Below are 26059 nucleotides of genomic sequence, written 5' to 3'. Positions count from 1 at the left end.
TGCATGGAAGAACAACCTCCACCACGGCGGAGCGCCGCAGCATGTTGGGCTCGAGCGGACGGATCTCCTTGCAGGGCTGGACTCTCAGGTCTCTGGTGAACCTCACTTCGTCGATCGCCTGGCGACGAGCCACGCGAGGCCCACCACCGCGGCGGGGCTCGCCTTGAACTGGTCAGCGACGCGCCGGATCTCGGCCAGCACGTCCGCGTGGACCGGAAGCGTCCTCACGACCGGCGCGCGGAGCTCGCGCGCGCGGAGCGCCCGCTCCGCCTCCGGCCCGCCGAGCGCGAGGGCCTCGGCCCAGGAGCGGCAGCCCTGGATGCGCTCGAACGCGAGATCCCACGACGCCTCGACGACCTCCGCGAGCCCCGCCCGCTGGGCCGCCGCGGCGCGCTCGATCTCGACGAGGAGCTCCGCGGGGAACGGCACGGCCTCGCCTCGCGGGGCGGCCGCCGGCGCCCGCGGGCCGCGCGGGGCGGCCTCCGCCTGCCCCGGCGGCTCCGGAGGCTGCAGCGACGGCGCTGCGTCACCGCGGCCGGACAGGTGGAGCTTGACCGCGAGCAGGTGCCGGCACGGGCCCGCGCGCAGCCGGTTCTTGTAGAAGTACGAGCAGCTGCACTTCGCCTTCTTGATCGCGCCGTCGGCGTCGAGGAGCAGCTCGCAGCGCGTCGCCTTGGCCCTGGCCATGACGACGCGGCGGCCGCCGGAGAGGGTCTCTTCCCGCGCGATCTCCACCCCGCCCTGGGCGATGCGCCGGCCCTCCGCGAGCTCCGGGGGCTCGGGGCCGAGCAGCGCGTCGGAGAGGGCGACCGGCATCACCGGGCGGCAGCGATAACACTCCGCGGCGTGGTCGTAAACCACCTGCCCCTGCTTCGCGGTGAGGTGCAGCGCGCTGCGGAGCGCGCCGTCCGGCGCGCCCATCGCCACGGCGAGCTCGCCGTAAGACGCGCGCCGGACCATCTCGAGGTGGCGCGCGACGCGTTCCGCGAGCTGCGCGTCCGGGGAGAAGGCGTCCGCCGTGACGTCGAGGTGAGAGCCCGAGGTCCAGTCGTTCGCCGTCCATCCCGAGAGCGCGAGGGTGAAGCGCATCTCGCCCATGAAGACGATCCACAGGCTCGGCAGCCCGGAGCCGAGCAGCCGCACCTCGATGCGATCGGCGAGCGGCAAGAGCCGCGCGAGCACCGAGAGGCGGCGCCTGCCCCACACCTTGATCTCCTCGGTCGCCTCCGCCGCCGGCGCGCCCCTCGGCGCCCCGGAGCGGTACGGGCCGAGCCCACCCGCGCCCGCCGCGGGCCCCGCGGCCACGGGGCCATCGTCGCAGGTGACGCCGCGGCACGGGATGGAGACGCCCCAGGGGTCGAGCACGAGGATCGGCGCCTTGCCCGGCGTGAGCTGGAAGCGCAGGCTGCGCGGGCCCGTGCGCTCGCGGTGCCGATCGAGGTGCGCGAGCAGCGAGTAGACAGCCTCCACGGGGAGGTCGACCCTCCGGCACGGCAGGCACATCGCCGCCTGGAGCTGGCCGAAGCCGCGCAGCCACGAGGGCGGGAGATCGATCTTCTCCTCGCGGTAGTCGCCGCGGCCCTCCACCGCGACCTCGAAGCCGGTCGGATCGACGAGGAGCCGCGTCGGCCGGTAGCTGCGGAGCGTCTGGAAGTGCTCGTAGAGCGCGAGCGAGTAGTCGACGTTCGTCGTGCCGAGGCCGGCGTCCTGCGCGCCCCGGAAGGCGTCGCGATCGACCGAGAGGCAGCCGTAGCTCGACTCGTCCTTGGAGAAGCACTCGAAGAAGACGACATCGGGCGCGACGGTCACGACCGGATCGCAGGGGACGAGGTGGCGGAAGAGCTGCGGATCGCTCCGCGCGAGCTCGTTCGCCCAGCGGACGCGCGCCCCCCAGTAGAGCTTGTGCATCTTCCGGAAGTCGGCCTCGAGGTTCGGCGGCCGCGGCGCGCTCCCGAGCCGCGCGAGCTCGGCCTTCATGGCCTCGCCGTGGAGCTCCCGGCGGAGCCGGGCCTCGCGCTCGGCCTCCTGCTGCTTCCACGCCTCGTGGGCGGAGCGATCCTTCGGCAGGCGCCGCAGGTCGCCCACGACGACGTCGTGGAGCGCGCTGATCGCCTCGCGGAAGCGCACCGGCCGCGCGAGCTCGCCGTCGAAGAAGACCCTGGGGCGCGCGAGGTTGGGCGCGAAGCTCAGGGCGGCGCCGCCGGCGAGCTCCTTCACGCCGCTCGTGCCGAGGTAGCGGAGATCGAAGCTCACGCCGCGTCCTCCCCCTCGAACAGCCGGAGCTCGGGGAGCCTGCGCGCGATGGCGTCGCGCAGCGCGGGGGCGCGGAACGCGGCGCGGGCGAGCGCCCCGAGGGCGGCGCGCCGCTCGGGCGCGCGCACGCTGCGGAGCGCGACGCCGAGCAGCGGCAGGAGCGCGTCGGCCTCGCCCGGCCGGGCGACAACGCGGTCCGCGATCTGCCGGACGACCGCGCGCTTGTCGCGCGCGCCGCCGTGGACGGCGAGCAGCGCCGCCGCCCAGACGTGCCGCAGCGCCTCGGGCGAGAAGGCCGCCTTGCGCGCGGCGAGGTGCCGGATCAGGAACGCGCGGGCGTCGGCGTGGGGCGTCTCGGCCAGGGCGGCCCACAGGCCTGTGTCGTCGCGGAAGCGGGCGTCGGCCTCGAAGAGCTCGAGCGCCCGGGCGCGGACGTCCTCGTGGCGGGAATCCAGGAGATCGCGCACGTGCTCGGCCCGGCCGTGGGGCGAGCGCCCGATCACCTCGACGAGCCACGCGACCGCTTCGTCCCGCACGCGGGGGGCGACGGCGGCCGCGAGGCGCGCGAGGGTGTCGAGATCGGCGGCGGTCTCGACGGGCTTCGTCCTCGCCCAGCGGAGGCCGAGCTCCGCGACCGGCGCGGCGCGCGCGCGGGCGAGGTCCACGCACTCGGCGAGCGAGAGCCGCGCCGGCGAGACGTGCTCGACCACGGCCTCGCAGAGAAAGACGAGCGCCGCCGCGTTCTCGGTCTGGAGCAGCGAGAGCCAGTCCGCGATCGGCAGGCTCCCGAGGCCCGGGATCTGCCGGAGCAGGCCGGCGGCGAGGGTCTGCACCTCGTCGTGCGGGCTCTCGAGGAGCGCGCGCACGCGGGCGAGCGGCAGGCCGCGGAGCTCGGCGGCGTACGCGCGCTCGAGGAGCCCGAGGGCGAACGCCCGGACGGTGCGGCTCCTCGCGGCCGTGACCAGGCCGAGCACCTCGTCGAAGGCGCCCTGCCACGCCTCGGGGTAGATCGGCGCGGGCTCGAGATCGGCGAGGGAAGCGCCCACGGCGACGCAGACGCCGCGCGGGAGGCGCTCGAGGGCGGGCGAGCCCCAGTAGAGCGCGTGGAGCAGCCCCCAGGCGTCCAGCAGGCGCTCGGGCCTGTCGAGGTGCTCGTCGCGGTAGAGCGCGAGCGCGGCGCGGATCGCGCGGCCGTAGCGGGCGGCGTCGCGCCGGCCGAGCCGCCGGAAGTAGCGGAACGCTCGGCGCCGCAGGTAATGGCGCGTCCGCAGCGAGAAGCGCGGCGACTCGACGTCGCCCTGCGGGAGGCGGACCGGCACGCCGGTGTCGCTGACGAGGCAGGGCTCGTCGCTGGAGGTCCTTGTCACCCAGTCGTAGCGGGCCACCTTGACGAGCTTTCGGCGGACGAGGCGATCGAAGGCGACCATGAAGCGGCCGACGACCTCGTCGTCTCCCGCCTGCTCGGCGAGTTTGTAAAGGACCTTGACGAGGCCGCGGTGGTGCGGCCTGTCGCAGCCGTCGTCGATGTAGCGGAGCAGCGCGCGGCGCGCGAACGGGCGCCGGTCCGCGTACCAGCGCGGGGCGAGCGCCTTCAGCTTCCGGCCCGCCTCCGAGGCGAGCACCTCGTCCACGAACCGGTCGTCGCCGGCCTCGAAGTGCTCGTCGAGGAGGAGCGTCGACGCTGTCTGGGATCGAGCGGCGCTCATGCGCCGCAGGATGCTACGGAACCCGCGAGGAGCCGGTCAAGGGCGGCGCCGCCGCGCCGCGCGTCGCGCGAGGGGGGGTCACGCGACGCGCGGCGCGGACGGCGCCTGCGATACCGCCTTAGCGGCGCTCAGCGCACTCGCCGCGCGACACGACCGACACGCCCGCCGCGTGCGCGAAGCACTCGTTGCCGTACGTGTTGTCGTCGCAGCCGCAGACCGGGTCGTACTGCTCCGTGCACGCCTCCGGGATGGTCTCGCAGGTGCCCGTCATGTCGGCCGCGCCGCACATGGCCTCGAGGCTGTAGTTGCAGAACTCGCCCTTGCCACAGGCGAAGCCCGCGATGCCGCCGCAGAACGTCCCGGGAGCAGGCGCGCACTCGCCCTTCGACGCGACCGACACGCCCGCCGAGGCGGCGGCGCAGGCGTTGCCGTACGTCTGGCCGTCGCAGCCGCAGACCGGGTTGTACTCGAACGTGCACGCCTCCGGGATGGGCGTGCAGACCCCCGGCCCGTCCCACGCGCCGCACTCGACCTCGGGCGGGAAGTTGCAGAACTCGCCCTTCTCGCACGTCCAGCCGCCGCGGGTGCCGCACGCCTTGCCTTCCGAAGGAGGCGGCTCGCACTCGCCCTTCGACGCGACCGACACGCCCGCCGCGTTCGCCGTGCACGCGTTGCCGTACGTGTTCCCGTCACAGCCGCAGACGGGGTCGTACTCCCTGGTGCACCCGCCCGGCGTGGGCAGGCAGGTGCCCGTCATGTCGCCCGCGCCGCACTGGGCGTCCGGCGCGAAGTCACAGAACTCACCCTCCTTGCAGGAGAGGCCGAGGAGGCCGCCGCAGACGTCCCCCGGAGGAGGCGCGCACTCGCCGACCGACGACACCGACGTGCCCGCCGCGTTCGCCATGCACTCGTTGCCGTACGTGTTGCCGTCACAGCCGCAGACCGGCCTGTACTCCTTCGTGCACGCCTTGGGGATGGCCTGGCAGGTGCCCGTCTGATCGGCCGCGCCGCACATGGCGTCGAGCTCGTAGTCGCAGAAGAGGCCCTTCTTGCAGGAGAGGCCGAGGAGGCCGCCGCAGGCCTTGCCCTGCCCGCCGCCGCCCTTCACCTCCGCCGAGTCGGTGGCGGTGCTGTCGTCGGCGATCTGCACGTGACAGCCCGCGGCGAGCGGGAACATCGACAGCGCGAGCCAGAGGAAGGATCCGATACGGCTGCTCTTGATACGATTCTGAACGTTCATGGGTTCCTCCAAAAGAGCCCCGCCGTCACCGGCGAGGCGATAGACATCCACGAGCCCCTCCCCTCCAGAGGAAGGGCGCCTGGCGCCGCGCGCAGTACGGCGAGCGCGGCGCGCGAGTTCGATGTTCGTCTCCCCGACCGCTCAGTCGGGGAGCGTCAGTGTCAGGACGCGGCGCCCGGGCTCGGGCGCCGTGACCTCGAGGAAGAGCACGTCCTCGCGCTCGACCCCTTCACCGTCCGCGCGCACCGTGACGGCGGCGGACTCGCCCGCCGGCACAACGAACGCCTCCGCCGGGCTGACCCCGAACGGCCCCGCGCCGCGGCGCAGGCGCGGCGCGCCGATGGACACGCCCTCTGCGCACGTGTTGCGGACGACCACGTCGCTCGCGCCGGCCGCCTCGATCGAGACCCACGCGGCGGGCTCGATCGTGAGGCAAGGCAGGTGCGCCAGCATCGTCCGCGTCGCTTCGATGGGCTCCCCCGTGAGCTGCAGATCCACCGGCTCCGACCGGCGCTCGCCCTGCTTCACCTGGATCCGCAGGACCTGATCCGTCGACGCGTCCACCGCGGCCACGAAGCTGCCGTCGCGGTTGATCTCCGCGATGACGGGCGCGTCCGCGCTGTCGAGGTTCGTCACCACGACCACGCCCTCCGCCGGCTCGACCGCGCCAGGCTCGCCCTTGAGGAAGACCTGTTGCCGCAAGACCTGGGGGTCGCCCGACACGCCGACGAGCCCTGTGTCCAGGAACGGGTCGTGGACCGGCGGGCTCGGCTGCGGGCTCACGACACAGCCGCCAACGAGCGCTCCGAGGAGCGTCGCGACGCGCGCGCCCCGCCGCCCTCGGTGTCCGTATGTCGTCCGCATCGCCATGCCAGCCATTAGAGCAAACCTGGTGCCGAAGGAAAAAGGACGGAAATCATCGTGAAATGCGAGGCACAAGTGTCTCATCGAGTGTCTCACTGTCTCAGATGGCACATTCGTGAGACACTGCGGGGGTGAGCCAAGCCGAAGGGACCCTGCTCGCCCGCCGCTACCGCCTGATCCGCCCCCTGGGGCGGGGGGGCCTGGCGACGGCGTGGCTCGCGCGGGACGAGGCGCTCGGGCGGGACCTGTGCCTCAAGCTGCTCGGCCACGCGCGCACGGCGGAGCGGGCGGCGTTCCGCGGCGAGTTCAGGATGCTGGCGGGGCTCTTCCATCCGCACCTCGTCCGGGTCCTCGACTTCGGCATGCTCCGGGAGACCGGCGAGCCGCGCTTCTACTTCACGTCGGAGGCGGTGCTGGGCGCGCCGCTCGACGAGTACGTGACAGGCCGGCGCTTCGAGGAGGCGCGGGGTGCGATCGTGGACGTGCTCGACGCGCTGCGGTTCCTCCACCGCGCGCGCATCCGCCACGGCGACGTGAAGCCGGCCAACATCCTCGTCGGGGCCTCGGGGCGCGCGGTGCTGATCGATCTGTCCTGCGCGGCGCGGCTCGGCGGGAGGCCCGACGAGGGCGTCTCCGGAACGCGGGGCTACCTCGCGCCCGAGGTGATCCGGGGCGAGGCGGCCGACGGGCGCGCGGACCTGTTCTCGCTCGGCCGCACGCTCGAGGCGATCGCGCCGCTGCTCGCGGAGCCGCTGCCGGAGGCGATCGGCGCGCTCGTCGAGCGCCTGGTGCGGTCCGAGCCGCGCGACCGCCCGGCCGACGCGGGCGAGGTGCTCGACTGGGTGGGCGCAGCGCCGCGCGCCGTGGCCCCGCCGCCGCCGGAGCCGCCGCACCTCGTGGGGCGCGACGCGGAGATGCGCGCGGTCGCCGAGGCGCTCGCCGCGCTCGAGCGAGGCGAGCGCGGCCCGCGCGTCTGCGTGATCGCCGGGGAGCCGGGCTGCGGGAAGAGCCGCCTCCTCCGCGAGGCGACGTGGAGCGCCGAGCTCCGGATGGAGGCCGTGGAGGGCTTCCCCAGGGCCAGCGCGCCGGTGGCCTCGATGCTGCGCCGCGCGACCGGCGAGGAGGCGCTCCCCGCCGGCGCGCTGGGCGCCCTGCGCGCGCACGAGCGCCTGACGCGGGCGCGGGGAGGACACGCGGGGGCGGGGGCCGGGCCGCTGGTGCTCGTGCTCGACGACGCCGACGAGGTGAGCGGGGCGGACCGGGAGATGCTCGAGGCGCTCGCGCGCCTGCTCGGCCCCGAGGATCCGGTCCTGCTCCTCGCCGCCGAGCGCGTCCCGCACGGCGGCGGCCGGGCGCCGCTCGCCGCGGTGGCCGCCGAGGCGGGGCGGAGCGCGCGCGAGGTCGCGCTGCCGCCGCTCGGGCGCGAGGCGGTGCAGCGCTGGATGGACGACATCGGCCTGGGCGACGCGACGGAGGTCGTGCTGCGCGCGAGCGCGGGGTGGCCCGCGGATCTCGTGGTGATCGCGGGGCGGCTCGCCGAGAGCGGGGACGTGGCCGGGCTCGACGCGACGACGCCCGGGGCGAGCGCGCGCTACGCGCTGCGGCTGCGAGGCCTCGGGCGGCCGCTGCGGGACGCGGTGGCGACGCTGGCCGTGCAGGGGGGCGCGGTCGCCGACGAGGAGCTGCCGCCGCTGGGGCTCCCGGTCGCGCACCTGGCCGAGCTCGCCGCCCGCGGCGTCGCCGCGCGCACCGCAGGGGGGTGGACGCTGACGCGCGCCGGGCCGATCGCCGCCCTCCTCTGCGCCCTCGGCGGCGAGGTGGTCCGCGCGGCGCACGCGCGGGCGGCAGCCGCCCTGCCGGCGCACGCCGAGCAGCGGGTGCTGCACCTCGCGCTGTCGGGCGACGCGGCGGCGGCCGAGCGCCTGTTCCTCGAGCGCCGCGCGGAGCGCGAGGCGGATCCGAGGCCGTGGGGCGCGACCGCGGAGGCGCTGCTCGAGGTGGCGACGTCGGCGGAGGCGCGGCTCGAGATCGCGTCCACCCTCCAGCGCGTCGGCCGCGCGGCGCGGGCGCGCGAGGTGCTGGAGCACCTGCTCGCGAGCGACGAGGCCGCAGGGATCGGCGCGCGGCGCGCGCAGGCGCTCGTCCGGCTCGGCGCGTGCCTGCTGGAGCTGGGCGACCCCACGGCGGCGCTCGCGCGGCTCGACGAGGCCGAGCGGAGCGAGCAGGCCGGCGGGGAGGGATCGGCGGCGTCGTTCACGGCGGGCGAGCGCGCGGGGCTCGCCGATCTCGCGAGCCGGGCGCTCTTGCGGCTCGGATCCCACGCGGAGGCGCGGGCCCGCGCCGAGCCGGCGCTCGCGTGGTGCGAAGAGCCGGAGGTGTTGGCGAGCCTCCACGAGGACGTCGGCGTCGCGGCGAGCTACCTCGGGGAGCGCCGGCTCGCGGGGCTGCACCTCGGGCTCGCCGCCGGGCTGCACCGGGATCGGCGGGCGCCGAGGGCGCTGGTGCGGGCGCTGTCGTACCAGGCGATCGACGCCTTCCGGGCCGGGGAGGTCGAGGCGGCGCTCGTCGGGTACCGGCAGGCGCTGGCGACGGCGGAGGAGCACGGGCTCGGCGACCTGGTGGCGCGCTGCAGCCTCAACGTGGGTACGGCGTGCCACCAGTCGGGCGAGCTCGGGGAAGCGCTCGCCGCCTACGAGCGCGGGGCGCGGCTCGCCTCCGCCCTGGGCCAGGCGGACCTGGTCCTCGTCCTCGATTTCGATCTGGCGAAGCTCTGGGCGGACGTGGGGGCGTTCGAGCGGGCCGCCCGCGTGGCCTCCCGGGTTGAGGCGGAGGCCGCGCGGCGGGGCGCGCCGTTCTTCGCGGCGGCGGCGGCCTCGGTCCTGGGGGACTGCGCGCTTGCAAGCGGCGACGCCGAGGAGGCGGCGCGCTGCTTCGAGCGGTCGCGGCGCGGCTTCGAGGCCCAGGGGGCGCAGCGGGAGGTGGTGGAGGAGGAGCTGGAGCTCTGCCGGGCCCACCTCGCGCGGGGCGCGGTGGGGGACGCGCGGGCCGCGCTGGGGCGGGCGCGGGAGCACGACGCCGCCCGGGAGGCGCCCGACCTCGGGGCGCGCGCGGCGCTGCTGGAAGGGCGGCTCGCGCTGCTCGACGGCGAGGGCGACCGCAACCTGGGTCAGGTCGATTCCGACCAGGGCGGCTTAAACCTCGGTCAGCCCAACCTCGGTCAGGGCGACCCCAACCTCGGTCAGCCCAACCTCGGTCAGCCCAACCTCGGTCAGGGCGACCCCAACCTCGGTCAGCCCAACCTCGGTCAGCCCAACCTCGGTCAGGGCGACCCCAACCTCGGTCAGCTCAACCTCGGTCAGGACCTCACCGCCGCCCGGGAGCGCCTCGAGCGCGCCCTGGGGCTCGCCGAGCGCGCGGCGCAGCCCGACCTCGCCGCGGATGTCCGCCTGGCGCTGGCCGAAGCCCACGAGCTCGCAGGCGAGCCGGAGGCCGCCGCGGCGCAGCGGGAGCGCGCGGCCGCCGCCTGGACCGCCATGGCGCGCTCGCTGCCGGAGGCGCTGCAGCACGCCTTCTGGACCCACCCCCGCCGCCGCGCGGCGCAGCCGGCGCGCGCGCCCGCGGCGGCCGAGGCCGCGGCGCCGCCGACGGCCGAGCGCACGGCCAAGCTCGAGCGGCTCCTCGCGGTGTTCCGCAGGCTCAACTCCTCCGTCGAGATCGCCGACATCCTCGCGATGGCCATGGACGCCGCGATCGACCTCACGGCCGCGGAGCGCGGGTTCCTGCTGATCGAGCAGCCGGGCGGCGAGCTGCGCGTCGCGGTCGCGCGCAACGTCGACCGGGAGAAGGTCGGCAGGAGCCACCTCAAGTTCAGCTACGGCATCGCCGAGCGCGCGATCGCGACGCAGGAGCCCGTTGTCACCGTGGACGCCCAGGAGGACCCGCGCTTCCACGAGCACGCGTCGGTGCACGCGATGCGGCTCAGGTCCGTGATCGCCGTGCCGATACGCTCGCCGGACGGCGTGCTCGGCGCGCTCTACCTCGACAACCGCTTCCGGCGCGCGCGGTTCGCGCCGGAGGACGTCGACCTGCTCCTCGCCTTCGCCGACCAGGTCGCGCTCGCGCTGCGCAACGCGCGGCTCGTCGACGACCTGCGCCGCCGCACCGTGGAGCTCGAGGCCGAGCGCCGCCGCGTCGAGGAGCTCCTGCGCGGCCAGGCGGCGGAGATCGACCGGCTGCAGGAGCAGGTGCTCGTCCGCCAGCAGGCCCTGGAGCACCGCTACGATTACGGCGCCATCGTCGGGCGCGGCACCGCGCTCCGCGCGGTGTTCGCGACGCTCGACCGCGTGGTCGAGGCGCCGGTCAGCGTGCTCGTGACGGGCGAGAGCGGCACCGGCAAGGAGCTCGTCGCGCGCGCCATCCACTTCGCCGGCCCGCGGAAGAGCGGTCCGTTCATGGGGATCAACTGCGCCGCGCTCCCCGCCGCGCTGCTCGAGTCGGAGCTGTTCGGGCACGTCCGCGGCGCGTTCACGGGGGCCGACCGGGACCGGACCGGCCTCGTGGTCGCCGCGCGCGGCGGCACGCTCTTCCTCGACGAGCTGGGCGAGATGCCGCTCGAGGTGCAGGCGAAGCTGCTCCGGGTGCTCCAGGAGCGGGAGGTGCGCCCGGTGGGCAGCGCCGAGGCCGTGCGCGTGGACTTCCGCCTCGTCTGCGCGACGAACCGCGATCTCCTGGCCGAGGCCGCGCGCGGGCGCTTCCGGGAGGACCTCTACTACCGCGTCGCGGTGGTGCAGATCCGGCTGCCCGCGCTGCGCGATCGCCTGGAGGACCTTCCGGAGCTCGCGCTCCACTTCGTGCGCCGCGCCGCAGAGCAGCTGGGCCGCCCGGCGCCGCAGCTGTCCCACGAGGCGCTGCGGCGGCTCGGCCAGCACGGCTGGCCCGGCAACGTGCGCGAGCTGGAGAACGTGATCACGAAGGCGGTCGTGCTGTGCGACGGCCGCAGGATCGGCCCCGACGACGTGGACCTGCCCCGCGCGCAGGAAGGCGGCGGCCGCGGCGCGCCGCGACCGCCGCGCGACGAGCGCGCCGCGCTGCTCGCCGCGCTCGAGCGGACCGGCTGGAACGCGCTCCAGGCCGCGCGCGAGGCGGGCATGTCGAGGGCGACGTTCTACCGGAAGCTGCGGCGGCTCGGAATCGAACGGCCGATCGAACGGCCGCTCGAACCGCCCATCGCGCGCACGACCGAACGGCCGAAAGGCGCCCACGACGACTGAGCCCTTCCTCCAGCGCCCCGAGCGCGAGCGCGGGCCCGATCGGCCGCTGGCGACTGGCGCTCTGGACGGCGTCCGTCACAGGCGTACACACGCACCGTCCTCCGCCCGATAGCGTTAGTTCTGCCCTTCTGACATCGCCGGCACGGGGCAGTTCGCCCCACTTGGGGCAGTCCGGCCTCTATTCAGCCATGAGCTTGCCAGCCGCGCGGCGCCGCACACCGACGCGATTGAAAAGTCACCCATGACACGGCGTGGAGAGAGCCATCTCATCCACCGGCGTGACGTGGATCATGCTCCACCCTGGCCACGACCGCGCGCCGACAGGCGCTCTCCGCCGACGATGGCCCGGGCCTTGCGAGGGGTGCCGGGCATGAACACAGCAAAATTCGTCCTGCTGCTGCCTCTCTCGATCGCCGCTGCGGCCGGCTGCGATCGAGCGGAAGGCACGACTCGCTCGGACGGCAATCCCGCGGTTCCAGGCGAGATCGCCCAGCGGGCGAACAACCCCACGCCGACGGCCGCCGACAACACAGGCAAGAACGATCGCGATCGCGATCCCGCCGCGCTGACCCCCGGGGACCAGGGCGAGAACGAGGCCGATCGCACGATCACCCAGAAGATCCGGCAGGCGGTGATCGCGAACGACGCGCTCTCGATGAGCGCGAAGAACGTCAAGATCATCACGACGGGGCAGGTGGTGACGCTGCGCGGCCCGGTGAAGAGCGACAAGGAGAAGGCCGACATCGCCGCCATCGCCGTCGCGATCCCGGGTGTGCAGAGGGTCGATAACCAGCTCGAAGTCGACGTTGACTGAACCGACACGATCGGTCCGAAAGGAAGACGACACCATGGCAACGAAGAAAGCGGTCCTTGGCCTCGTGAGCACGCTCGCTCAGGCAGACATCATCGTCGGCGATCTCCAGCGCGCCGGCTTCATGACAGGCGACATCTCGGCGCTCTTCCCGGACAAGCACGGGACGCGGGACTTCGCGCACGAGAAGCACACGAAGGCGCCCGAGGGCGCGACGGCGGGCGCCAGCGCGGGCGGCGCGGTCGGCGGGACCCTCGGGCTGCTCGCCGGCATCGGCGCCCTCGCCATCCCGGGGCTCGGGCCGTTCATCGCGGCAGGCCCCATCATGGCCGCGCTGAGCGGCGCCGCGGCAGGCGCCGCGCTCGGCGGCGTGACCGGCGCCCTGATCGGGCTCGGCATCCCCGAGGTCGAGGCCAAGCAGTACGAGGGCAAGATCAAGGGCGGCAACATCCTCATCTCCGTCCACGTCGAGGACAGCAACGAGCGCGCGCTCGCCAAGCAGATCCTCGAGCGCGGCGGCGCGACCGACGTCGCGGTCCTCACCGAAGAGGGGATCTCGTCGAAGCACAGGGCCGTCGCCTGAGCGTGACGCGCTGTCATCCCACGTGATCTCGGGCAGCTGCCCGCCTGACGCCGCGCATCGGCCGGTGTCAGGCGGGCAGCCGCTCGAGGTCGAGCTCGTCCGACGGCGTGATGTCGGCCTTGAGGAAGCGCTGCATCTGCCGGAGCGCGTGGCCGTTGTCCTCTTCCGTCTCGGAGGCCACGCAGTCCGACGGGACGAGCAGCCGGTAATCGCGCATGTAGGCGTCGTTCGCCGTGAACAGGACGCAGATGTTCCCCGCCATGCCGGTGAGGAGGAGCGTCTGCGCGCCCAGCGACTCGAGCAGGATCTCCAGCGTCGTGCCGTAGAAGCCGGAGTGCTTGGGCTTGAGCACGAAATAATCGTCCTCTCCAGGCCGCAGCAGCGCCGCGATCTCGCGGCCGCGCACGCCCTCTTCCAGGCAGTGCTCGATCTGACGGTGGAAGTTGGATTGCCAGCGGCCGAAGTTGTCGTTCACGTAGACCGCCGGAATGCCGGCGTCGCGACACCGCTGCTTCAGCGCCCGGATGCGGTGCGCCATCGGGCGCGCGTGGGCGAGCAGCCGATCACCTCCCTGGAAGTCCAGATCGTTGATCACGTCGATGAGGAGCAGCGCTGTCCGGCTCTCGTCCGGCGCGGCGCCGTGAAGATCGTGGGAACGCCGAGGCATGTCGTGCGCCGGTTATAACCTGCCAGAGAGGGCGCGTGGGGCAGCGATCACCGCCGATCACCGCCGCGCCCGGTCCGCCGTGGCGAAACGCGACCTCGGCCGTGGCGGCGCGCGGCAGGAGGCGCGGGTTCCGCGATGCCCCCAGGCGGCCAGGACGGGCCCGCTGCGCAGGATCAGCGAGGACGCGTCGTCGGCCGCCGGCTTGCATTGCTCGCCATGACGGACCTGGCGCGGGCCCCTCGGGTCGCCTTCCGGGTCGAAGGAGCGCACATGCCTCGCAGCATCTGGAAAGGGAGTATCAGCTTCGGGCTCGTGCAGATCCCGGTGGCCCTCTACCCCGCCGAGGAGCCCGACGAGCTCCACTTCACGCAGCTCGACAGGCGCACCATGGGGCCGATCCGCTACGAGCGCGTGAACCGGGAGACGGGCGAGCCGGTGAGCTGGGACGATATCGTCCGTGGCTATGCCTACGAGAAGGGCGAGTATGTCGTCCTGTCCGACGAGGACCTGCGCCGCGCGAACGTGGAGGCGACGCAGACCGTGGACATCCTCGACTTCGTCGACGCCTCGGAGATCGACCCGATCTACTACGACAAGCCGTATTTCCTCGCTCCCGCGTCCCAGAACGGCAAGAAGCGATCGCCGGTGACGGCGTATGTCCTCCTGCGCGAGGCGCTGCGGAAGACGGGCAAGGTCGGTATCGCGAAGGTCGTGATCCGGACGCGTGAGCACATCGCCGCGGTGAGGCCGCACGGCAGAGGGCTCATGCTGAACCTGCTCCGGTTCGCGCACGAGCTCCGCTCCGACGAGGAGCTCGACCTGCCCGAGATGGACGCCCAGGGAAAGGGGCTCGGCAAGCGGGAGCTGGAGATGGCGGAGCGGCTGGTGGCCGAGATGGCCACCGCGTGGGAGCCGGAGAAATACAAGGACGAGTACCGCGACGACGTGATGAAGCTCATCGAGAAGAAGGTGAAATCCGGCCGCACGACGGCGCCCGCGGAGCCTGTCGAGGAAGAGCCCCACCGCCGCTCCACCGGCACGGTGGACCTCATCGCGCTGCTCAAGAAGAGCCTCGGACAGAAGGGCGAGAAGGCCGCGAACGACGAAGCGAAAGACGGCGCAAAGAACGGCGCGAAGAACGGCGCGAAAAGCGGTGGAAGAGCGCCGGAAGGCGGCAAATCCAGGGTGCGAAAGGCGGAGGCCCCGAAGCGGAAGGGCGGCAGCTCGCGTCGGGCCGCGTAGCGCGCACGGAGAAGCGGCCTGCACGCCGCCTGCCGGTCTGGCCGGGGGCGCAGAGGGAGGGTAGAGCGAGCTCATGCGCCCCAAGTATCCGGCGGACGTCACGGCGGCTTTTCTCGAGCTGCAGGGGCAGCCCCCGCTCGCGGCGCAGAAGCTGGCTCCGGGCGCCCGCGTCGCCCCCGACGAGGCGCCGCCCTCCTTCGCCGCGATCCTGACGCAGCTGATCGAGACGCTGTTCTTCGCGTCCATGGCGACCGAGGAGGGGCGGCTCAACCCGATCGGCGTCGTGTTCGCCGAGCACCTCGCCGAGTTCGAGTCCGGAGAGCCCGCGTGGGATCTCGTGCGGTTCGCGTCCCCGGTGGCGTTCGACGCGGAGCACCTGGCCAACCTCGGTCCGGCGAGCGCGTGGCCGCGCGCCTTCCTGGCCGTGGTGCCGCTCGATGGGTCGCTCGCCGTCGCCGGCATCGCGGTGCCGCACGGCCGGCCGTCGTTCGCGCTCGATCAGCTCGTGCGCGTCGTCGCCCCGAAGCCCGGCGTCGTGGCCGTGTACCGCGGTGAATGGGAGGTCGTCCGTTACGAGCGCGGGGCCGTGCGGACGTGGATGCCCAAGAACCGGCCGCTGCTCGACTCCATCGAGCGGACCGTCGCGCGGGACCAGGCGAGCGCGCTCGCCCGCAACGTGCGCGGCTACCTGCTACGCATCGTCGAGGGGATGGTCGAGCTCGGTCGCGGCGGGCTCCTCGTCGTTCTGGGGCCGGGCGAGGGCCTGCCGCAGCTCTTCGGGGAAGAGGGCAATCAGCTCGACACCGAGGTCAAGCGGCTGGCCCCTGCCCTGTGCCTCGGCTCGGCCATCCTCGACCTCGCCGGCGCGCACGAGGCCTACCTGCCGGACGGGCCATGCCCGCCGTCCGTGAGGAGGCCAGCGCCGCGCGACTCGGAGCACGCGCTGCAGAGATCCGAGCGCGTCAGCCGGCTGCTCGAGATCATCGTGCGGCTGACGACCGTCGACGGCGCGGTCGTGATGAGCCACGCCCTCGACGTGCTCGCGTTCGGCGCGAAGCTGCCGCCTCCGCGGGCGATCATCTCCGAGGTCTTCGCCGCTACCCCCGACCAGCGGATGGACGCGAGCCTGAGCCTCGACGCGCGCGGCACCCGCCACCGCGCGGCGGCCGCGTTCGTCGCGGGGTACCCGGAGCGGATCGCCTTCATCGTCTCCCAGGACGGCAACGCGGCGACGTTCCAGGAGATCGAGGGGAAGGTCGTCTACTGGCCGCTTTGACGAGGCGCGACCTGCGATGTCAAAGATGCCGCAGGATGGCCGCAGGCATCTGGTCGAGCGGCGCCGCGGCCGCGGCCAGCCCGGCCTCCAGCACGCGGCGGGGCATGCCGTAAACGACGCAGGACGACTCGGCCTCCGCGAGGACCCTCCCGCCCGCCGCGCGGATCGCCCGGGAGCCCTCCAGGCCGTCGTCCCCCATGCCCGTCAGCACGACCCCGAGCACGCCCGGCCCGAACTCGGCCGCGGCGCTCGCGAAGAGCAGATCCACCGACGGGCAATAGAGGGACGCGCCGGCCGTCGCCGGGAAGCAGACGCTGGCGCGCGTCAGGTTGCGCCGGACCTCGATGTGCGTCCCCCCGCGCGCGAGGACCACGAGCCCGGGCCGGAGCGGGAGGCCGTCCGACGCCTCGACGATCGAGAGCGCGCTCCCGTCGTCGAGGCGGCGCGCCAGCGACTCCGTGTAACCAGGAGGGATGTGCAGCGCGACGACGATGGGGACCGGGAACCCGGCGGGCATCGCCGCGAGGAGCCGCGTCAGCGCCAGCGGGCCGCCGGTCGAGGCGCCGATCACGACGAGCCGCGTGCGCGAGAGCGCCGGGATCGCGCCGGGCGCGGGCGGCGGGGCGAGCGGCGGCTCCGCGCGGTGGACCTTCGCCTCGGCGGCGGCGAGCACCTTGCGGACCAGCTCGTCCCCGAGGCCGAAGAGGCGATCGGTCGCGAGCGCCGTCGGCTTCTCGACGAGATCGGTCGCGCCCTCCTGGAGCGCCCTGACCCCGACATCGCTGTCCGCGTCGGCGCTGCTGACGACGATCACCCGCGGCGCGCCCTCGCGCGGCAACGACGCGAGCACGCCGAGGCCGTCGAGGTTCGGCATCACGAGATCCAGCGTGACGACATCCGGCTTGTAGCGCGCGATCTTCTCCAGCGCGTCGAGGCCGTCCATGGCCGTGTCGACGACCTCGATCGAGGAGCTCGCGCCGAGGACCTGCCGCAGCACCTTGCGCACGAAGGCCGAGTCGTCGACCACGAGCACGCGGACCGCGGGGCGCCTCATGGCTGCGCGTTCCGGTACAGGAACACGCCGCCCCGCTCCTCGCAGGCGAGCGCGGTGCCGAGCCTGAAGAGCGACTCGGAGACCCCGACCAGGAGGACCCCGCCCGCGGAGAGCGCCCCCGAGAGGTTCTTGACCACCCACCGCGCCGTGTTGTCGTGGAAGTAGATGAGCACGTTGCGGCAGACCACGACGTCGAGCTGCCCGAGCGACGCGACCTGGGACGCGTCGAGCAGGTTGATCCGCCGCCAGTCGATCGCCCGCCGCAGCTCGGCGCTCACGACGACGCGATCGGGCGTCACCTGCAGCCACCGGTCGGCGAACGGAGGCGGCGGGGCGTTGCTCCGGAGCGAGCGCGGCCCGTGCACGCCGCCCTGGGCCCGCGAGAGCGCCCGCGCGCTGATGTCGCTCGCGATGAGCTCGACCTTGTCGAGCAGGCCCCGCTCGGCCAGGAGCATCGCGAGCGTGAGCGGCTCCTCGCCGCTCGAGCAGGCCGCCGACCAGATCCGCGGCCGGCCGCCCGCCGCCACCCGCGGCGCGACGAACTCCGAGACCGCGAGCTCGAGCTGCGCGAGCTCGCGGAAGAAGTACGTCTCGCCCACGACCAGCCCGTCGATCAGCGCGTCCATCTCGGCCGCGCCCCCCGGGTCGTAGCGGAGGAAGTAGTAGTAATCGAGCAGCGAGTCGAAGCCGGCGTCGAGGGCGCGCGCCGACAGCTTGTCGCCGAGCAGCTCGCGATCGCCCGCGTCGTAGTGGAAGCCGATCTTCTCGGCGACGAGCGCGCTGAAGATCGCGAAGACCTGCGGAGAGATGGGGAGGCGGCTCGTCATGCCCACGGGATCAGGCCCACTGCGCGAGGACGGACGCGGAAACGCGCCGCACCTCGGGATCTGGATCGGTCCTCGCGGCGCGCTCGACCGCCGCGAAGCCCTCGCGGGTGGCCACCGCGGCGAGCGTCGTGGCGGCCGCCTTCCGCGCCGGCGCGCGCGGCAGCCGGAGCGCCTCGAGGAGCGCGGCGTACGCCCCGGGGAGCCGCATCCGCGCGAGCGCCGCGGTCAGGAGCGGCGAGAGCTCGTCGTCCGCCGTCCCCAGCGCGTCGAGGATGCCCTCGATGCGGCCCGGCACGGGCGTCGAGAGCGCGGAGAGCAGAGGGCCCTGCGCCCGCGACGTGACGAGCAGCGCGACAAGGGTCCTCGTCGCCTCGACGCCGGGCCGCCCGGCGATGAAGCTGGTCGCGGCCGCCTGCACGCTCTCGTCGGAGTCGCTCGCCGCCCGCACGAGCGCGGGCAGGACCTCGGGCGACGAGAAGCCGGAGATCGCCGAGACCGCGACCAGCCGGGTCGCCACGTCCGCGGACGAGAGCGCGTCGAGCAACGTCGGCAGCGACGCCTCCCGCCCCGCGATGCCGAGCCCGATCAGCGCCGACCGCCGCATGTCCGTGTCGCCGTCCCGGGCCGCCTGCTCCAGCGCCGCGAGCGCGAGATCGCCCTTGATCCCCGACAGCGCCTCGATCGCCGCCACGCGCACCTGGCCGCTCTCGTCCCGGAGCCGCTCGGCGATGACCCCTGCCGCCGCCTCCCACCCGAGCTTCCCCAGCGACTGGCAGGCGTAGTACCGGACCCACGCGTCGCCGTCGCCGAGCCCCGCGAGGAGCGCGTCGATCACGCGGGGATCCCGGCGCGACTGCCCGAGCGCCCGCATCGCCACGGCCCGGATCCGCGCCGCGGGATCGGCCGCGACCGCGACGAGCGCGTCGAGCGCCGCCGGCGCCGCGAGGGACGCGAGGCCATGGATCGCCTGCTCGCGCGCCCGCACGTCGGGGTCGCCGAGGCTGTCGAGGAAGACCGGCAGCGCCGACGGAGGCGCGAGGTGCCCGAGGATCCGGAGGGCCGTCCGCCGCGCGGCCGGGGCCCCGTCGCGGGCCGCGGCGAGCGCGAGCGCCTCGACGTCCGGGCCGCCGAGGCCCTGGATCGCGGCCGTCGCGGCGTGGACCACGCGGGGGCTCGGGTCGTCGAGGACCTGGAACAGCGCGCGCGCCGAGCCGGGCTCCGCGATGCGCGCCAGCGCGTCGCACGCCGCGGCGCGGACCTCCGCGTCCGGATCGGCGAGGCAGCGCTCCACGTCGCCCGCGGCCGCGACGCCCCGGACGAGCGGCAGGAGCAGGAGCCTGCGCGCGCTGTCGCCGTCGCGCAGCGCCGCGAGCACCCGGGGGTCCGCGCTCCGCGAGAGCTGGCCGAGCGCCTCCGCGGCGGCGCTCGCGACGGGAGGATCGGCGTCGAGCAGGCGCGTCAGCTCGAGCAGGGCCTCCTCGCCCCCGATCGCGCCGAGCACGCTGCAGAGGGCGGCCTGCTCGGCCGGATCCGCGCCCGCGAGGCTCTGGGAGAGCCGCCGCGCCACGCCGGGCGCCGGCGCCTCGCTCCGGAGCGCCTCGTCGATCGGCGCGACCGTCGCGTAGCGCTCGCGGTACCGCTCGCGCAGCTCGGCGAGCGCCGCCGCGCCGACACGCACGACGCCGTCGCTCGGCCGCGCGAGCAGGCGCACCAGCGGCGCCACGGCGCCGCGGCTGCCGGTGCGACCGAGCGCCCGCGCCGCCTCGAGCACGTAGCGCGGATCCTCGAGGAGGACCGCCAGCGGGTCGGTCGCGCGCGGGTCGCCGCTCCGGCCCAGCACGTCGATCGCCGGGAAGACACGGAAGAAATTTCCGCTCGAGACGGCATCCACGAGCGAGTCGACAGCGGACCTGCCGCCGACCCGGCCGAGCGCCTCGATCGCGGCGACCGCGACGTTGTCGTCGGGGTGCGACGTGAGCTCCGCGAGCCGGGGGACGGCCTTCGCGCTGCCGCGGCGGCCGAGGATCTGCGCCGCGTCGGCGACGAGCGCGGGGCGAGGATCCAGGGTCAGCGCGAGCACGGCGGCGTCGACGTCGCCCAGCGACGCGACGAGCGCGTCGACCGTGGCGGCGATGCGCGCCTCGCTGTCGCGCCGGGCGGAGAGGCACGCGCAGAGGGGGTGGACGGCCGCGTCGCCGAGCGCCGCCAGCGACGCGACGACGGCCCGCCGCACGGTCCAGCTCGGATCCGCGAGCATCTCGATGAGCTCGGGCGCCCCCGGAGGCCCCGAGGCGGCGAGCCGCTCGACCCGCTCGACGCGCTGCCGCTCCGCGTCCGAGACCGCGGGCGCGTGTCGACGAGCGATCATGCCGTCTCCGGCGTGGGGTGCGGCGTCCCGTTCGTCTTGATGTGGGCGACGGCGTGGGCGACCGTCGCGACGACGCCCGCGACCGCGTCCGCGTGCTCCGCGCTCACCTGCCGGATCCTGCCGAGCTGCTCGAGCACCTGGCCTGCGTCGCTCGCGATCGCGCCGGTGTCCCTCGCGTGCCTGGCCGTGGAGGCGAGCAGCTCCCGGACCGGGTCGCGCAGCCGCGAGAGCGAGGCGGCGTGCTGCTCGCTCCGGGTCGAGAGCTCACCGATCCCCTTCTCGGCGGCCTGGAGCGACGACGTGTGCCGGCTCGCGCCCGACGCGAGGGCCGCGATCGCCTCCGCCTGATCGGCCACGGCCCGCGCCGTTTGCCTGGCGATCCGGCGCACGGACTCCCCCTCCTTCGCGAGGGACGCCGTCGCCTTGCCCTGGTCCGCCGTGGCGGCGGTCACCGCCGCCGCGAGCCGCGCGACCTGGCGGGCGGACGCCTCCAGCTGCTTCGCCGCCCGCGCCTGCTCGCCGGTGTTCCGCGCCGACTGGACCGACAGCCGCCGGATGTCGTCCATGGCGCGCGCGATCTCGGTCGCGCCGCCCGCCTGCTCCGCGAGGCCGGCGACCATGCGCTGAGACGCGCCCGAGACCTCCTGCGTGAGCGCGGTGATCCCGGCCAGGGCGCGGGTCTGCTCGACCACCGCGACGCTGGTCTGCTGGGTCAGCGCGCGCATCTGCGCGGCGACCTTGGCGAGCTGCGACGCCCCCGTCGCCTGCTCGTCCATCGCCCGCGACACCCGCTCGGCGGTGGACGTGAGCTGCGCGTTGGCCCTCACGGCGTCCCGCAGCGCGCGCGCCTGCTCGGCGGTCGCGTCCTTCGTCTGCCGGGCCATGCGCCGCATCTCTGCGCTGCCCTGCGCGAGCGACTGGATCGCCTTGGTCTGCTCGGCCGCGGAGCGCGCGACCGCCTTGCCCTCGTCGCTCATGCGCGACGCCGTCTGGGTCAGGGAGGCCACCGCCTGCACCTGATCCGCGTTCGCCCGGTCGATGTCGCGGATCGAGCGGCCGAGCTCCTCGACCCCCTGCAGGATGGACGCGAGCGCCCGATCGGCGTCGCTCGCGAGCCGGGTCCCCTCGTCCGCGACCTTCACGCCCTCGCTCGAGGCGGCCACCGCCTCCCGGGCGCTCGCCTGGAGCGCGCGGACGATCTTGGCGATCTCGGCGCTCGAGACGGCGGCCCGATCGGCGAGGTTGCGGATCTCCTCGGCGACGACGGCGAAGCCGCGGCCGTGCTCCCCCGCGCGCGCGGCCTCGATGCTGGCGTTGAGCGAGAGGAGGTTCGTGCGGTCGGCGATCAGGTTGATCGTCTGGACGATGTCGCCGATCTCCTCCGCCCGCTTGCCCATCTCCTTCATGACCGACGCGGAGTCGGCCATCGCCTGCCGGATGCTCCCGAGCCCGGCGATGGACCTGCCGACCGTCGCGGCGCCCTGGCGTGCGGTCGCGACCCCCTGCTCGGCGGTCGCGCGCGCGGTCTCGACGATGGCGACGATCCGCCGCGTCGAGGCCTCGACCTGCGACGACGTGGCGGCGTTGCCGGCCGCGAGCCCGCTGATCTGCTCGGCGCTCTGCGCGACCTGCTGCGCGGTCCGCGCGAGCTCCTCGGCGGCGACGGCGTTCGCCTCGACGGTCGCAGCGTTCTTCTCGGCGGTGGCCGCGACCTCCTCGACCGAGCTCGCGATCTCCGTGATCGTGCTCGCGGTCGTCGACGTGCTCGAGTCGAGCGCCTTCGCGCTCTCGGCCACCCCGCGGATCGACCGCGCCATCTGCTCGGCGGTCGCCGCGGTCTCCTCGACCGCGCTCGCCATCTCGATCGCGTCCTTCGCGACGCGATCGAGGGAGCCGCTCACGCCCACGACGGTCCCCGCCATGGTCGAGATCTGCGCCCCGACCCCCTTGGCGTCGCTCGAGAGGCGCGCGACGCCCTTCGACATCTCCTCGATGGTGGCCCCGATCTCCTCGATGGCCGCGGCGTTGCTCTCGCCGCGGGCCGCCGCCTCGTCGGCCGATCCGCTCGTCACGGAGACCGACCCGAGGAGCTCCTCGCTGGAGGACGCGAGCTCCTCGGCGCTGGCGCTCACCGCCTTCACCGATCGGGCGATCTCCTCGAGCGCCGCCGCGGTCGTCTCCGCCGACGCGGCGAGCGTCTCTGCGTCGCCCTTCACGCTGGCGAGCGCGGGGGCGAGGGCGCCGATGCCGCTCGCCATGCCCTCGGTCCCCCTCACGACCTCGATGACGGCGTCGCCCACCCGCTGCCCGGAGCGGGCGAGCGCCTGCGCGGCCGCGCCGGCCTCCTCGAGCTCGCCCGCGAGCGCCCCCGCCATGGCCCCCTGCTCCCTGCCGGCCGCGGCCTGCTCGGCGCCGAGGGCGGCGAGCCGCGCGGCCGCCTGCTCGACGCCGGCGACGGTCGCGACCGCCTGACGGAGCGCGCGCTCGGTCTGCTCCGCCCGCGCGAGCGCGCCGTCGATGTCCGCGATTGCATCAGATGCCATGATCCTGCTCCTCACCGATGATCCTGCCGACGTCGACGAGCATGACGAGGCGCTCCCCGAGCTTCGCGACGGCCCTGACGAACCCGGCGCTCTCCTCCGCCATGACCTCGGGGGGCGGCCTCAGCTCGCCCTCGGCGATGTTGACGACCTCGCGCGCGCTGTCCACCAGGAGGCCCACGGTGCGGCCGCCGCGCTGAACGACGATGACGCGCGAGTCCAGCGTCGGCTCCGCGCTCGGGAGCCCGAAGCGGACGCGCAGATCCACGACCGGGACCACGCGGCCCCGGATCTGCACCAGGCCGCCGACGTACGATCGCGCCCCCGGCACCCGGGTCGCCCCGGCGAACGACTCCATGTGGAGCACGTCCGCCGCCGAGATGACGTACTCGGTGTCCGCCACCTTCAGGACCACGTGCAGGTCGCTCACGAGGCCACCCGGGCGAGCGCGCCGCGGCCGCCGCGGCCAGCGGAGACCTTGCCGCTGAGGGTCACGAGGTCGAGGACGAGCGTGGGGCGGCCGTCGCCGAGATCCGTCGAGCCCGACACGCCCGGCACCCGGACGAGCGGGTCCTCGAGCGGCCGCACGACCACCTCCTGCTGGCCGATCACGCGGGTCACGCCGAACGCGAAGGGCGCGCCGTGGCGGCGGACGACGAGCGCCCTGCGCGCCGGCGAGGCCCCGAGCTCGAAGAGGGCGCCGAGATCGACGAGGGGCACGACCTCACCGCGGCGCTCGATCAACATGGTCCCGCCCCGCGCTTCGCCCGGCGCTGGCAACATCGCCCCGCCCCGCGCTTCGCCCGGCGCTGGCAACATCGCCCCGCCCCGCGCTTCGCCCAGGGCTGGCAACATCGCCCCGCCCCGCGCTTCGCCCGGCGCTGGGCCGCGAATGATGCGCGCGGCGTCGATCTCCACGACCTCCTCGACGCCCGCGACGGGCGTCACGAACAGCTGGTCACCGCACAGGAAGGAGAAGGCGTCCACGATGGTCAACGTGAGCGGGATCCGGAGGGTGAAGGTGGTGCCGGCGCGGGGCGACGTGCTCACCGAGAGCTCGCCGCTGAGCTGCTCCACGGCGATGCGGCGCACGATGTCCATCCCGAGCCCGCGGCCGCTGGTCTTCGTCGCCTTGTCGAGCGTCGACAGCCCGGGGAGCGTGATGAGGTCGAGCAGCGCCGCGTCGCTCTCGGGCGCGGGGCGGCCGGCCCGCCTCGCGACCAGCGCGCGATCGATGCCGCGGCCGTCGTCGGCGACGCTGAGCTCGAGCTGGTTGCTGGAGCGCTCGAAGCACGAGACCCGGACGACGCCCTCCTCGGGCTTGCCGAGGCGCCGCCGCTCGGCGGCCGGCTCGATCGCGTGATCGACGGCGTTGCGGAGCAGGTGCACGATCGCAGGGAAGACGCGCTCCGCGACCGCCTTGTCGAGCTCGGCCTTGCCGGCGTCGATCTCGAGCCGGACCTGCTTGCCGGTGGCGCGGCCGAGGCCGCGGACGACGAGCGGCACGCGCTCGAGGAGCTCCGCCACGGAGATCATGCGCGCGCGCATGATGGCGCCGCGGAGGTCGCGCAGCGTCCGGTCGTGCTCGCGCAGGATCTCCGACAGATCGCGCGTGTCGGCCCCGCGGGCGCGCAGCGCGGCGGCCGCCCGAGCGAGCCGGAACCGCGTCACGACGAGCGCCGACAGCTTGTCGAGCGCGTCGTCGAGGCGCGCCACCTCGACGCGGACGACGCCTCGGAGCTGGGGCTCCCGGTCCGCCGGCTCGTCCGGCTCGCGCTCCGCCAGCGCCGCGACAGCCGGCGGGACGGGGGGCTCCACGGTGAGCGCGCGGACGCCATCCGCCGCCGCCGCGCGCGCGACCTCCTCGTCGGTCGCGCCCGTGAGGACGAGGAGCGCGAAGGCGATGCCGCCCGGCGCGCCCTCGCTGGCCGGCACCGAGAGCGGGATGACCTTGACGATCTCGGCGAGCTTGCCGACGCGCTCGCGGACGGTCGTGATGTTCACCCCCTCGGCGGTGCGCGCCGGCGAGGGGACGAAGTCGACGCGCAGCGCGCGCCGCCCGCCGGCCACGCCCTGCGCGAGCTGCACCCGCTCGCCGGGCCCGAGCTTCGCGAGGATCTCGGGATCGGCGCCGATGGTCGGCACGGGCGGCGACGGCGCGGCGGCGAGATCGAGCGCGTTGAGCGCGGCGAGGAGCTCGGGCGCCGCCGGCAGCACCGGCTTGCCCTCGGCGAGGGCCCGCGCCCGCTCCTCGATGGACCGGAGCCCGCGGAGCAGCACCTCGATCGACGAGGCGGAGAGGCTCCCGGCCGCCCGGTCCGCCGCCCGGAGCACGGTCTCCATCGCGTGGGCGAGATCCACAATCGGCTCCACGCCGACCATGGCGGAGAGGCCCTTGATGGTGTGAAGAGCGCGGAAGAGCTCCCGGATCGCCTTGGGGCTCGATTCGCCGCCGCGGAGGGCCGCCTCGGCGGCGAGCAGGTTGGCCGTCGACGCCGAGAGGTGCTCTTCCACCTCGACGAGGTAGCCGGCCACGAACTCGTTCACATCGAGCGCGCCGCCCATCCGATCATCCGGCGCTGGCGACGCTGTCCTGCAGGAGCGCGCGCACGCTGGCCAGGATGGCGTCGGGAGTGAAGGGCTTCGTCATGAACTCCGACGCCCCCGCGGCGAGCGTGCGGGCGCGGGACTCCTCATCACCCCGGGTCGTCACCACCAGGATCGGCAGGCTCCGCAGCCTGTCTTGACCCCGGATGAACTCGATCACCTCGAGTCCCCCGATGTCGGGCATATTCAGGTCGAGCACCACGAGATCGAACGGCCTGAGCGAGAGCGTCTCAATCGCCTCGAGCCCGCTCGCCGCGTGCGCGAACCCGTGCTGCTCTGCCCGGAGGCAGGCCACCACCATCTCGCGCATCACCCGGCTGTCATCGACGACGAGGATCTCTGCCACAGCGGTGCTCGGCCGAGGGAATAGCCTTTCCGAATGCGGGGTGTCAATCGCGCTTGTGCGTCCGTGCCAGAATCAGGGAAATCCCGTCGGACACGTCCCGAGCTGCGGAGGCGACGCTCGGGCGGCCAGACGCTGCCCGCGCGCCGAGGAGCGCCAGTGCGCCAGCGAACGTCGGCGGACGCGAACGCCATCGCCAAGACAGACGTCGATGGGACCCGGCGAGCGCTGGGTGACACGCGCAATGACCGGAAGCGACCTGACGCAACTGACGCGACTGACGCAACTGACGCAACTGACGCGACTGACGCAACTGACGCAACTGACGAAACCGACGCAACCGACGCGCCCCGACCCGACCGGCTGCAACCGGAAGCAACCGACGCAGACAGGCGGAAGAGGGCGACA

17 protein-coding genes are annotated in these 26059 nt (G+C 74.5%); 5 read left to right on the top strand and 12 right to left on the bottom strand.

Annotation, left to right across the window (positions count from 1 at the left end; translation table 11 throughout):
• Positions 1 to 102: 102 nt before the first annotated feature.
• The 4 genes from WMF45_RS15400 to WMF45_RS15385 form a co-directional block, all read right to left on the bottom strand.
• Complete coding sequence (locus WMF45_RS15400) at positions 103 to 2253, bottom strand: SWIM zinc finger family protein (RefSeq protein WP_437717640.1); 2151 nt, start codon at positions 2251 to 2253, stop codon at positions 103 to 105.
• A complete protein-coding gene (locus tag WMF45_RS15395) occupies positions 2250 to 3959 on the bottom strand; it encodes a hypothetical protein (protein ID WP_437717639.1) in 1710 nt (569 codons plus the stop codon). Before WMF45_RS15395 ends, WMF45_RS15400 begins: the two co-directional genes overlap by 4 nt.
• A 118-nt stretch (positions 3960 to 4077) precedes the next feature.
• Entirely contained in the window at positions 4078 to 5199 is a 1122-nt protein-coding gene (locus WMF45_RS15390; protein WP_437717638.1) for a Kazal-type serine protease inhibitor domain-containing protein, read from the bottom strand.
• 141 nt (positions 5200 to 5340) lie between these two features.
• Positions 5341 to 5982 (bottom strand): hypothetical protein, encoded by a 642-nt coding sequence (locus WMF45_RS15385; protein WP_437717637.1) that lies wholly within the window; start codon positions 5980 to 5982, stop codon positions 5341 to 5343.
• Between the two features lie 212 nt (positions 5983 to 6194).
• Between WMF45_RS15385 and WMF45_RS15380 the strand changes: the two genes are divergently transcribed.
• From WMF45_RS15380 to WMF45_RS15370, 3 genes are all read left to right on the top strand, one after another.
• Positions 6195 to 11333, top strand: a complete 5139-nt coding sequence (locus WMF45_RS15380) for a sigma 54-interacting transcriptional regulator (RefSeq protein ID WP_437717636.1) — start codon at positions 6195 to 6197, stop codon at positions 11331 to 11333.
• Between the two features lie 370 nt (positions 11334 to 11703).
• Positions 11704 to 12147 (top strand): BON domain-containing protein, encoded by a 444-nt coding sequence (locus WMF45_RS15375; protein WP_437717635.1) that lies wholly within the window; start codon positions 11704 to 11706, stop codon positions 12145 to 12147.
• 34 nt (positions 12148 to 12181) lie between these two features.
• On the top strand, positions 12182 to 12727 hold the full coding sequence (locus WMF45_RS15370) for a DUF3341 domain-containing protein (RefSeq protein ID WP_437717634.1): 546 nt from the start codon (positions 12182 to 12184) through the stop codon (positions 12725 to 12727).
• Positions 12728 to 12794: 67 nt separating this feature from the next.
• Here the strand turns inward: WMF45_RS15370 and WMF45_RS15365 are convergent, their stop codons facing one another.
• The gene (locus WMF45_RS15365; RefSeq protein WP_437717633.1) at positions 12795 to 13394 is read right to left on the bottom strand and encodes a cysteine hydrolase family protein; all 600 of its coding nucleotides are present in this window, start codon (positions 13392 to 13394) and stop codon (positions 12795 to 12797) included.
• Between the two features lie 270 nt (positions 13395 to 13664).
• Here WMF45_RS15365 and WMF45_RS15360 point away from each other — a divergent pair, with 270 nt between their 5' ends.
• Entirely contained in the window at positions 13665 to 14636 is a 972-nt protein-coding gene (locus tag WMF45_RS15360) for a Ku protein (protein WP_437717632.1), read from the top strand.
• A 73-nt stretch (positions 14637 to 14709) separates the two neighbouring features.
• Complete coding sequence (locus WMF45_RS15355; protein ID WP_437717631.1) at positions 14710 to 15912, top strand: putative sensor domain DACNV-containing protein; 1203 nt, start codon at positions 14710 to 14712, stop codon at positions 15910 to 15912.
• A gap of 19 nt (positions 15913 to 15931) precedes the next feature.
• Here WMF45_RS15355 and cheB read toward each other — a convergent pair whose 3' ends face one another.
• Genes cheB through WMF45_RS15320 form a run of 7 tightly spaced genes read right to left on the bottom strand, consistent with a single transcriptional unit; the run spans position 15932 to position 25654 of the window.
• Positions 15932 to 16966: a chemotaxis-specific protein-glutamate methyltransferase CheB gene (gene cheB, locus WMF45_RS15350; protein WP_437717630.1), complete on the bottom strand. Its 1035-nt coding sequence runs from the start codon at positions 16964 to 16966 to the stop codon at positions 15932 to 15934.
• A complete protein-coding gene (locus WMF45_RS15345) occupies positions 16963 to 17793 on the bottom strand; it encodes a CheR family methyltransferase (RefSeq protein WP_437717629.1) in 831 nt (276 codons plus the stop codon). The genes cheB and WMF45_RS15345 overlap by 4 nt, the downstream gene beginning before the upstream one ends.
• Before the next feature lie 10 nt (positions 17794 to 17803).
• Entirely contained in the window at positions 17804 to 20161 is a 2358-nt protein-coding gene (locus WMF45_RS15340) for a HEAT repeat domain-containing protein (protein WP_437717628.1), read from the bottom strand.
• Positions 20158 to 22704, bottom strand: a complete 2547-nt coding sequence (locus WMF45_RS15335; protein ID WP_437717627.1) for a methyl-accepting chemotaxis protein — start codon at positions 22702 to 22704, stop codon at positions 20158 to 20160. Before WMF45_RS15335 ends, WMF45_RS15340 begins: the two co-directional genes overlap by 4 nt.
• Entirely contained in the window at positions 22694 to 23131 is a 438-nt protein-coding gene (locus tag WMF45_RS15330; RefSeq protein WP_012235290.1) for a chemotaxis protein CheW, read from the bottom strand. The genes WMF45_RS15335 and WMF45_RS15330 overlap by 11 nt, the downstream gene beginning before the upstream one ends.
• Positions 23128 to 25266, bottom strand: a complete 2139-nt coding sequence (locus tag WMF45_RS15325) for a chemotaxis protein CheA (protein ID WP_437717626.1) — start codon at positions 25264 to 25266, stop codon at positions 23128 to 23130. Before WMF45_RS15325 ends, WMF45_RS15330 begins: the two co-directional genes overlap by 4 nt.
• Before the next feature lie 4 nt (positions 25267 to 25270).
• Positions 25271 to 25654 (bottom strand): response regulator transcription factor, encoded by a 384-nt coding sequence (locus WMF45_RS15320; protein WP_437717625.1) that lies wholly within the window; start codon positions 25652 to 25654, stop codon positions 25271 to 25273.
• Between the last annotated feature and the right edge of the window lie 405 nt (positions 25655 to 26059).

The organism is Sorangium sp. So ce448, from assembly GCF_051520915.1.
Taxonomy (GTDB): Bacteria; Myxococcota_A; Polyangia; order Polyangiales; family Polyangiaceae; genus Sorangium; species Sorangium cellulosum_B.
The sequence above is the reverse complement of the archived record's forward strand: the minus strand, read 5'-3'. Positions and strand labels throughout refer to the sequence as shown.

Coding starts and splice junctions, on each gene's coding strand:
- WMF45_RS15395 (WP_437717639.1), bottom strand. CDS start 3,959: ATGAGCGCCGCTCGATCCCAGACAGCGTCGACGCTCCTCCTCGACGAG.
- WMF45_RS15390 (WP_437717638.1), bottom strand. CDS start 5,199: ATGAACGTTCAGAATCGTATCAAGAGCAGCCGTATCGGATCCTTCCTC.
- WMF45_RS15375 (WP_437717635.1), top strand. CDS start 11,704: ATGAACACAGCAAAATTCGTCCTGCTGCTGCCTCTCTCGATCGCCGCT.
- WMF45_RS15370 (WP_437717634.1), top strand. CDS start 12,182: ATGGCAACGAAGAAAGCGGTCCTTGGCCTCGTGAGCACGCTCGCTCAG.
- WMF45_RS15365 (WP_437717633.1), bottom strand. CDS start 13,394: ATGCCTCGGCGTTCCCACGATCTTCACGGCGCCGCGCCGGACGAGAGC.
- WMF45_RS15360 (WP_437717632.1), top strand. CDS start 13,665: ATGCCTCGCAGCATCTGGAAAGGGAGTATCAGCTTCGGGCTCGTGCAG.
- WMF45_RS15355 (WP_437717631.1), top strand. CDS start 14,710: ATGCGCCCCAAGTATCCGGCGGACGTCACGGCGGCTTTTCTCGAGCTG.
- cheB (WP_437717630.1), bottom strand. CDS start 16,966: ATGAGGCGCCCCGCGGTCCGCGTGCTCGTGGTCGACGACTCGGCCTTC.
- WMF45_RS15345 (WP_437717629.1), bottom strand. CDS start 17,793: ATGACGAGCCGCCTCCCCATCTCTCCGCAGGTCTTCGCGATCTTCAGC.
- WMF45_RS15340 (WP_437717628.1), bottom strand. CDS start 20,161: ATGATCGCTCGTCGACACGCGCCCGCGGTCTCGGACGCGGAGCGGCAG.
- WMF45_RS15335 (WP_437717627.1), bottom strand. CDS start 22,704: ATGGCATCTGATGCAATCGCGGACATCGACGGCGCGCTCGCGCGGGCG.
- WMF45_RS15325 (WP_437717626.1), bottom strand. CDS start 25,266: ATGGGCGGCGCGCTCGATGTGAACGAGTTCGTGGCCGGCTACCTCGTC.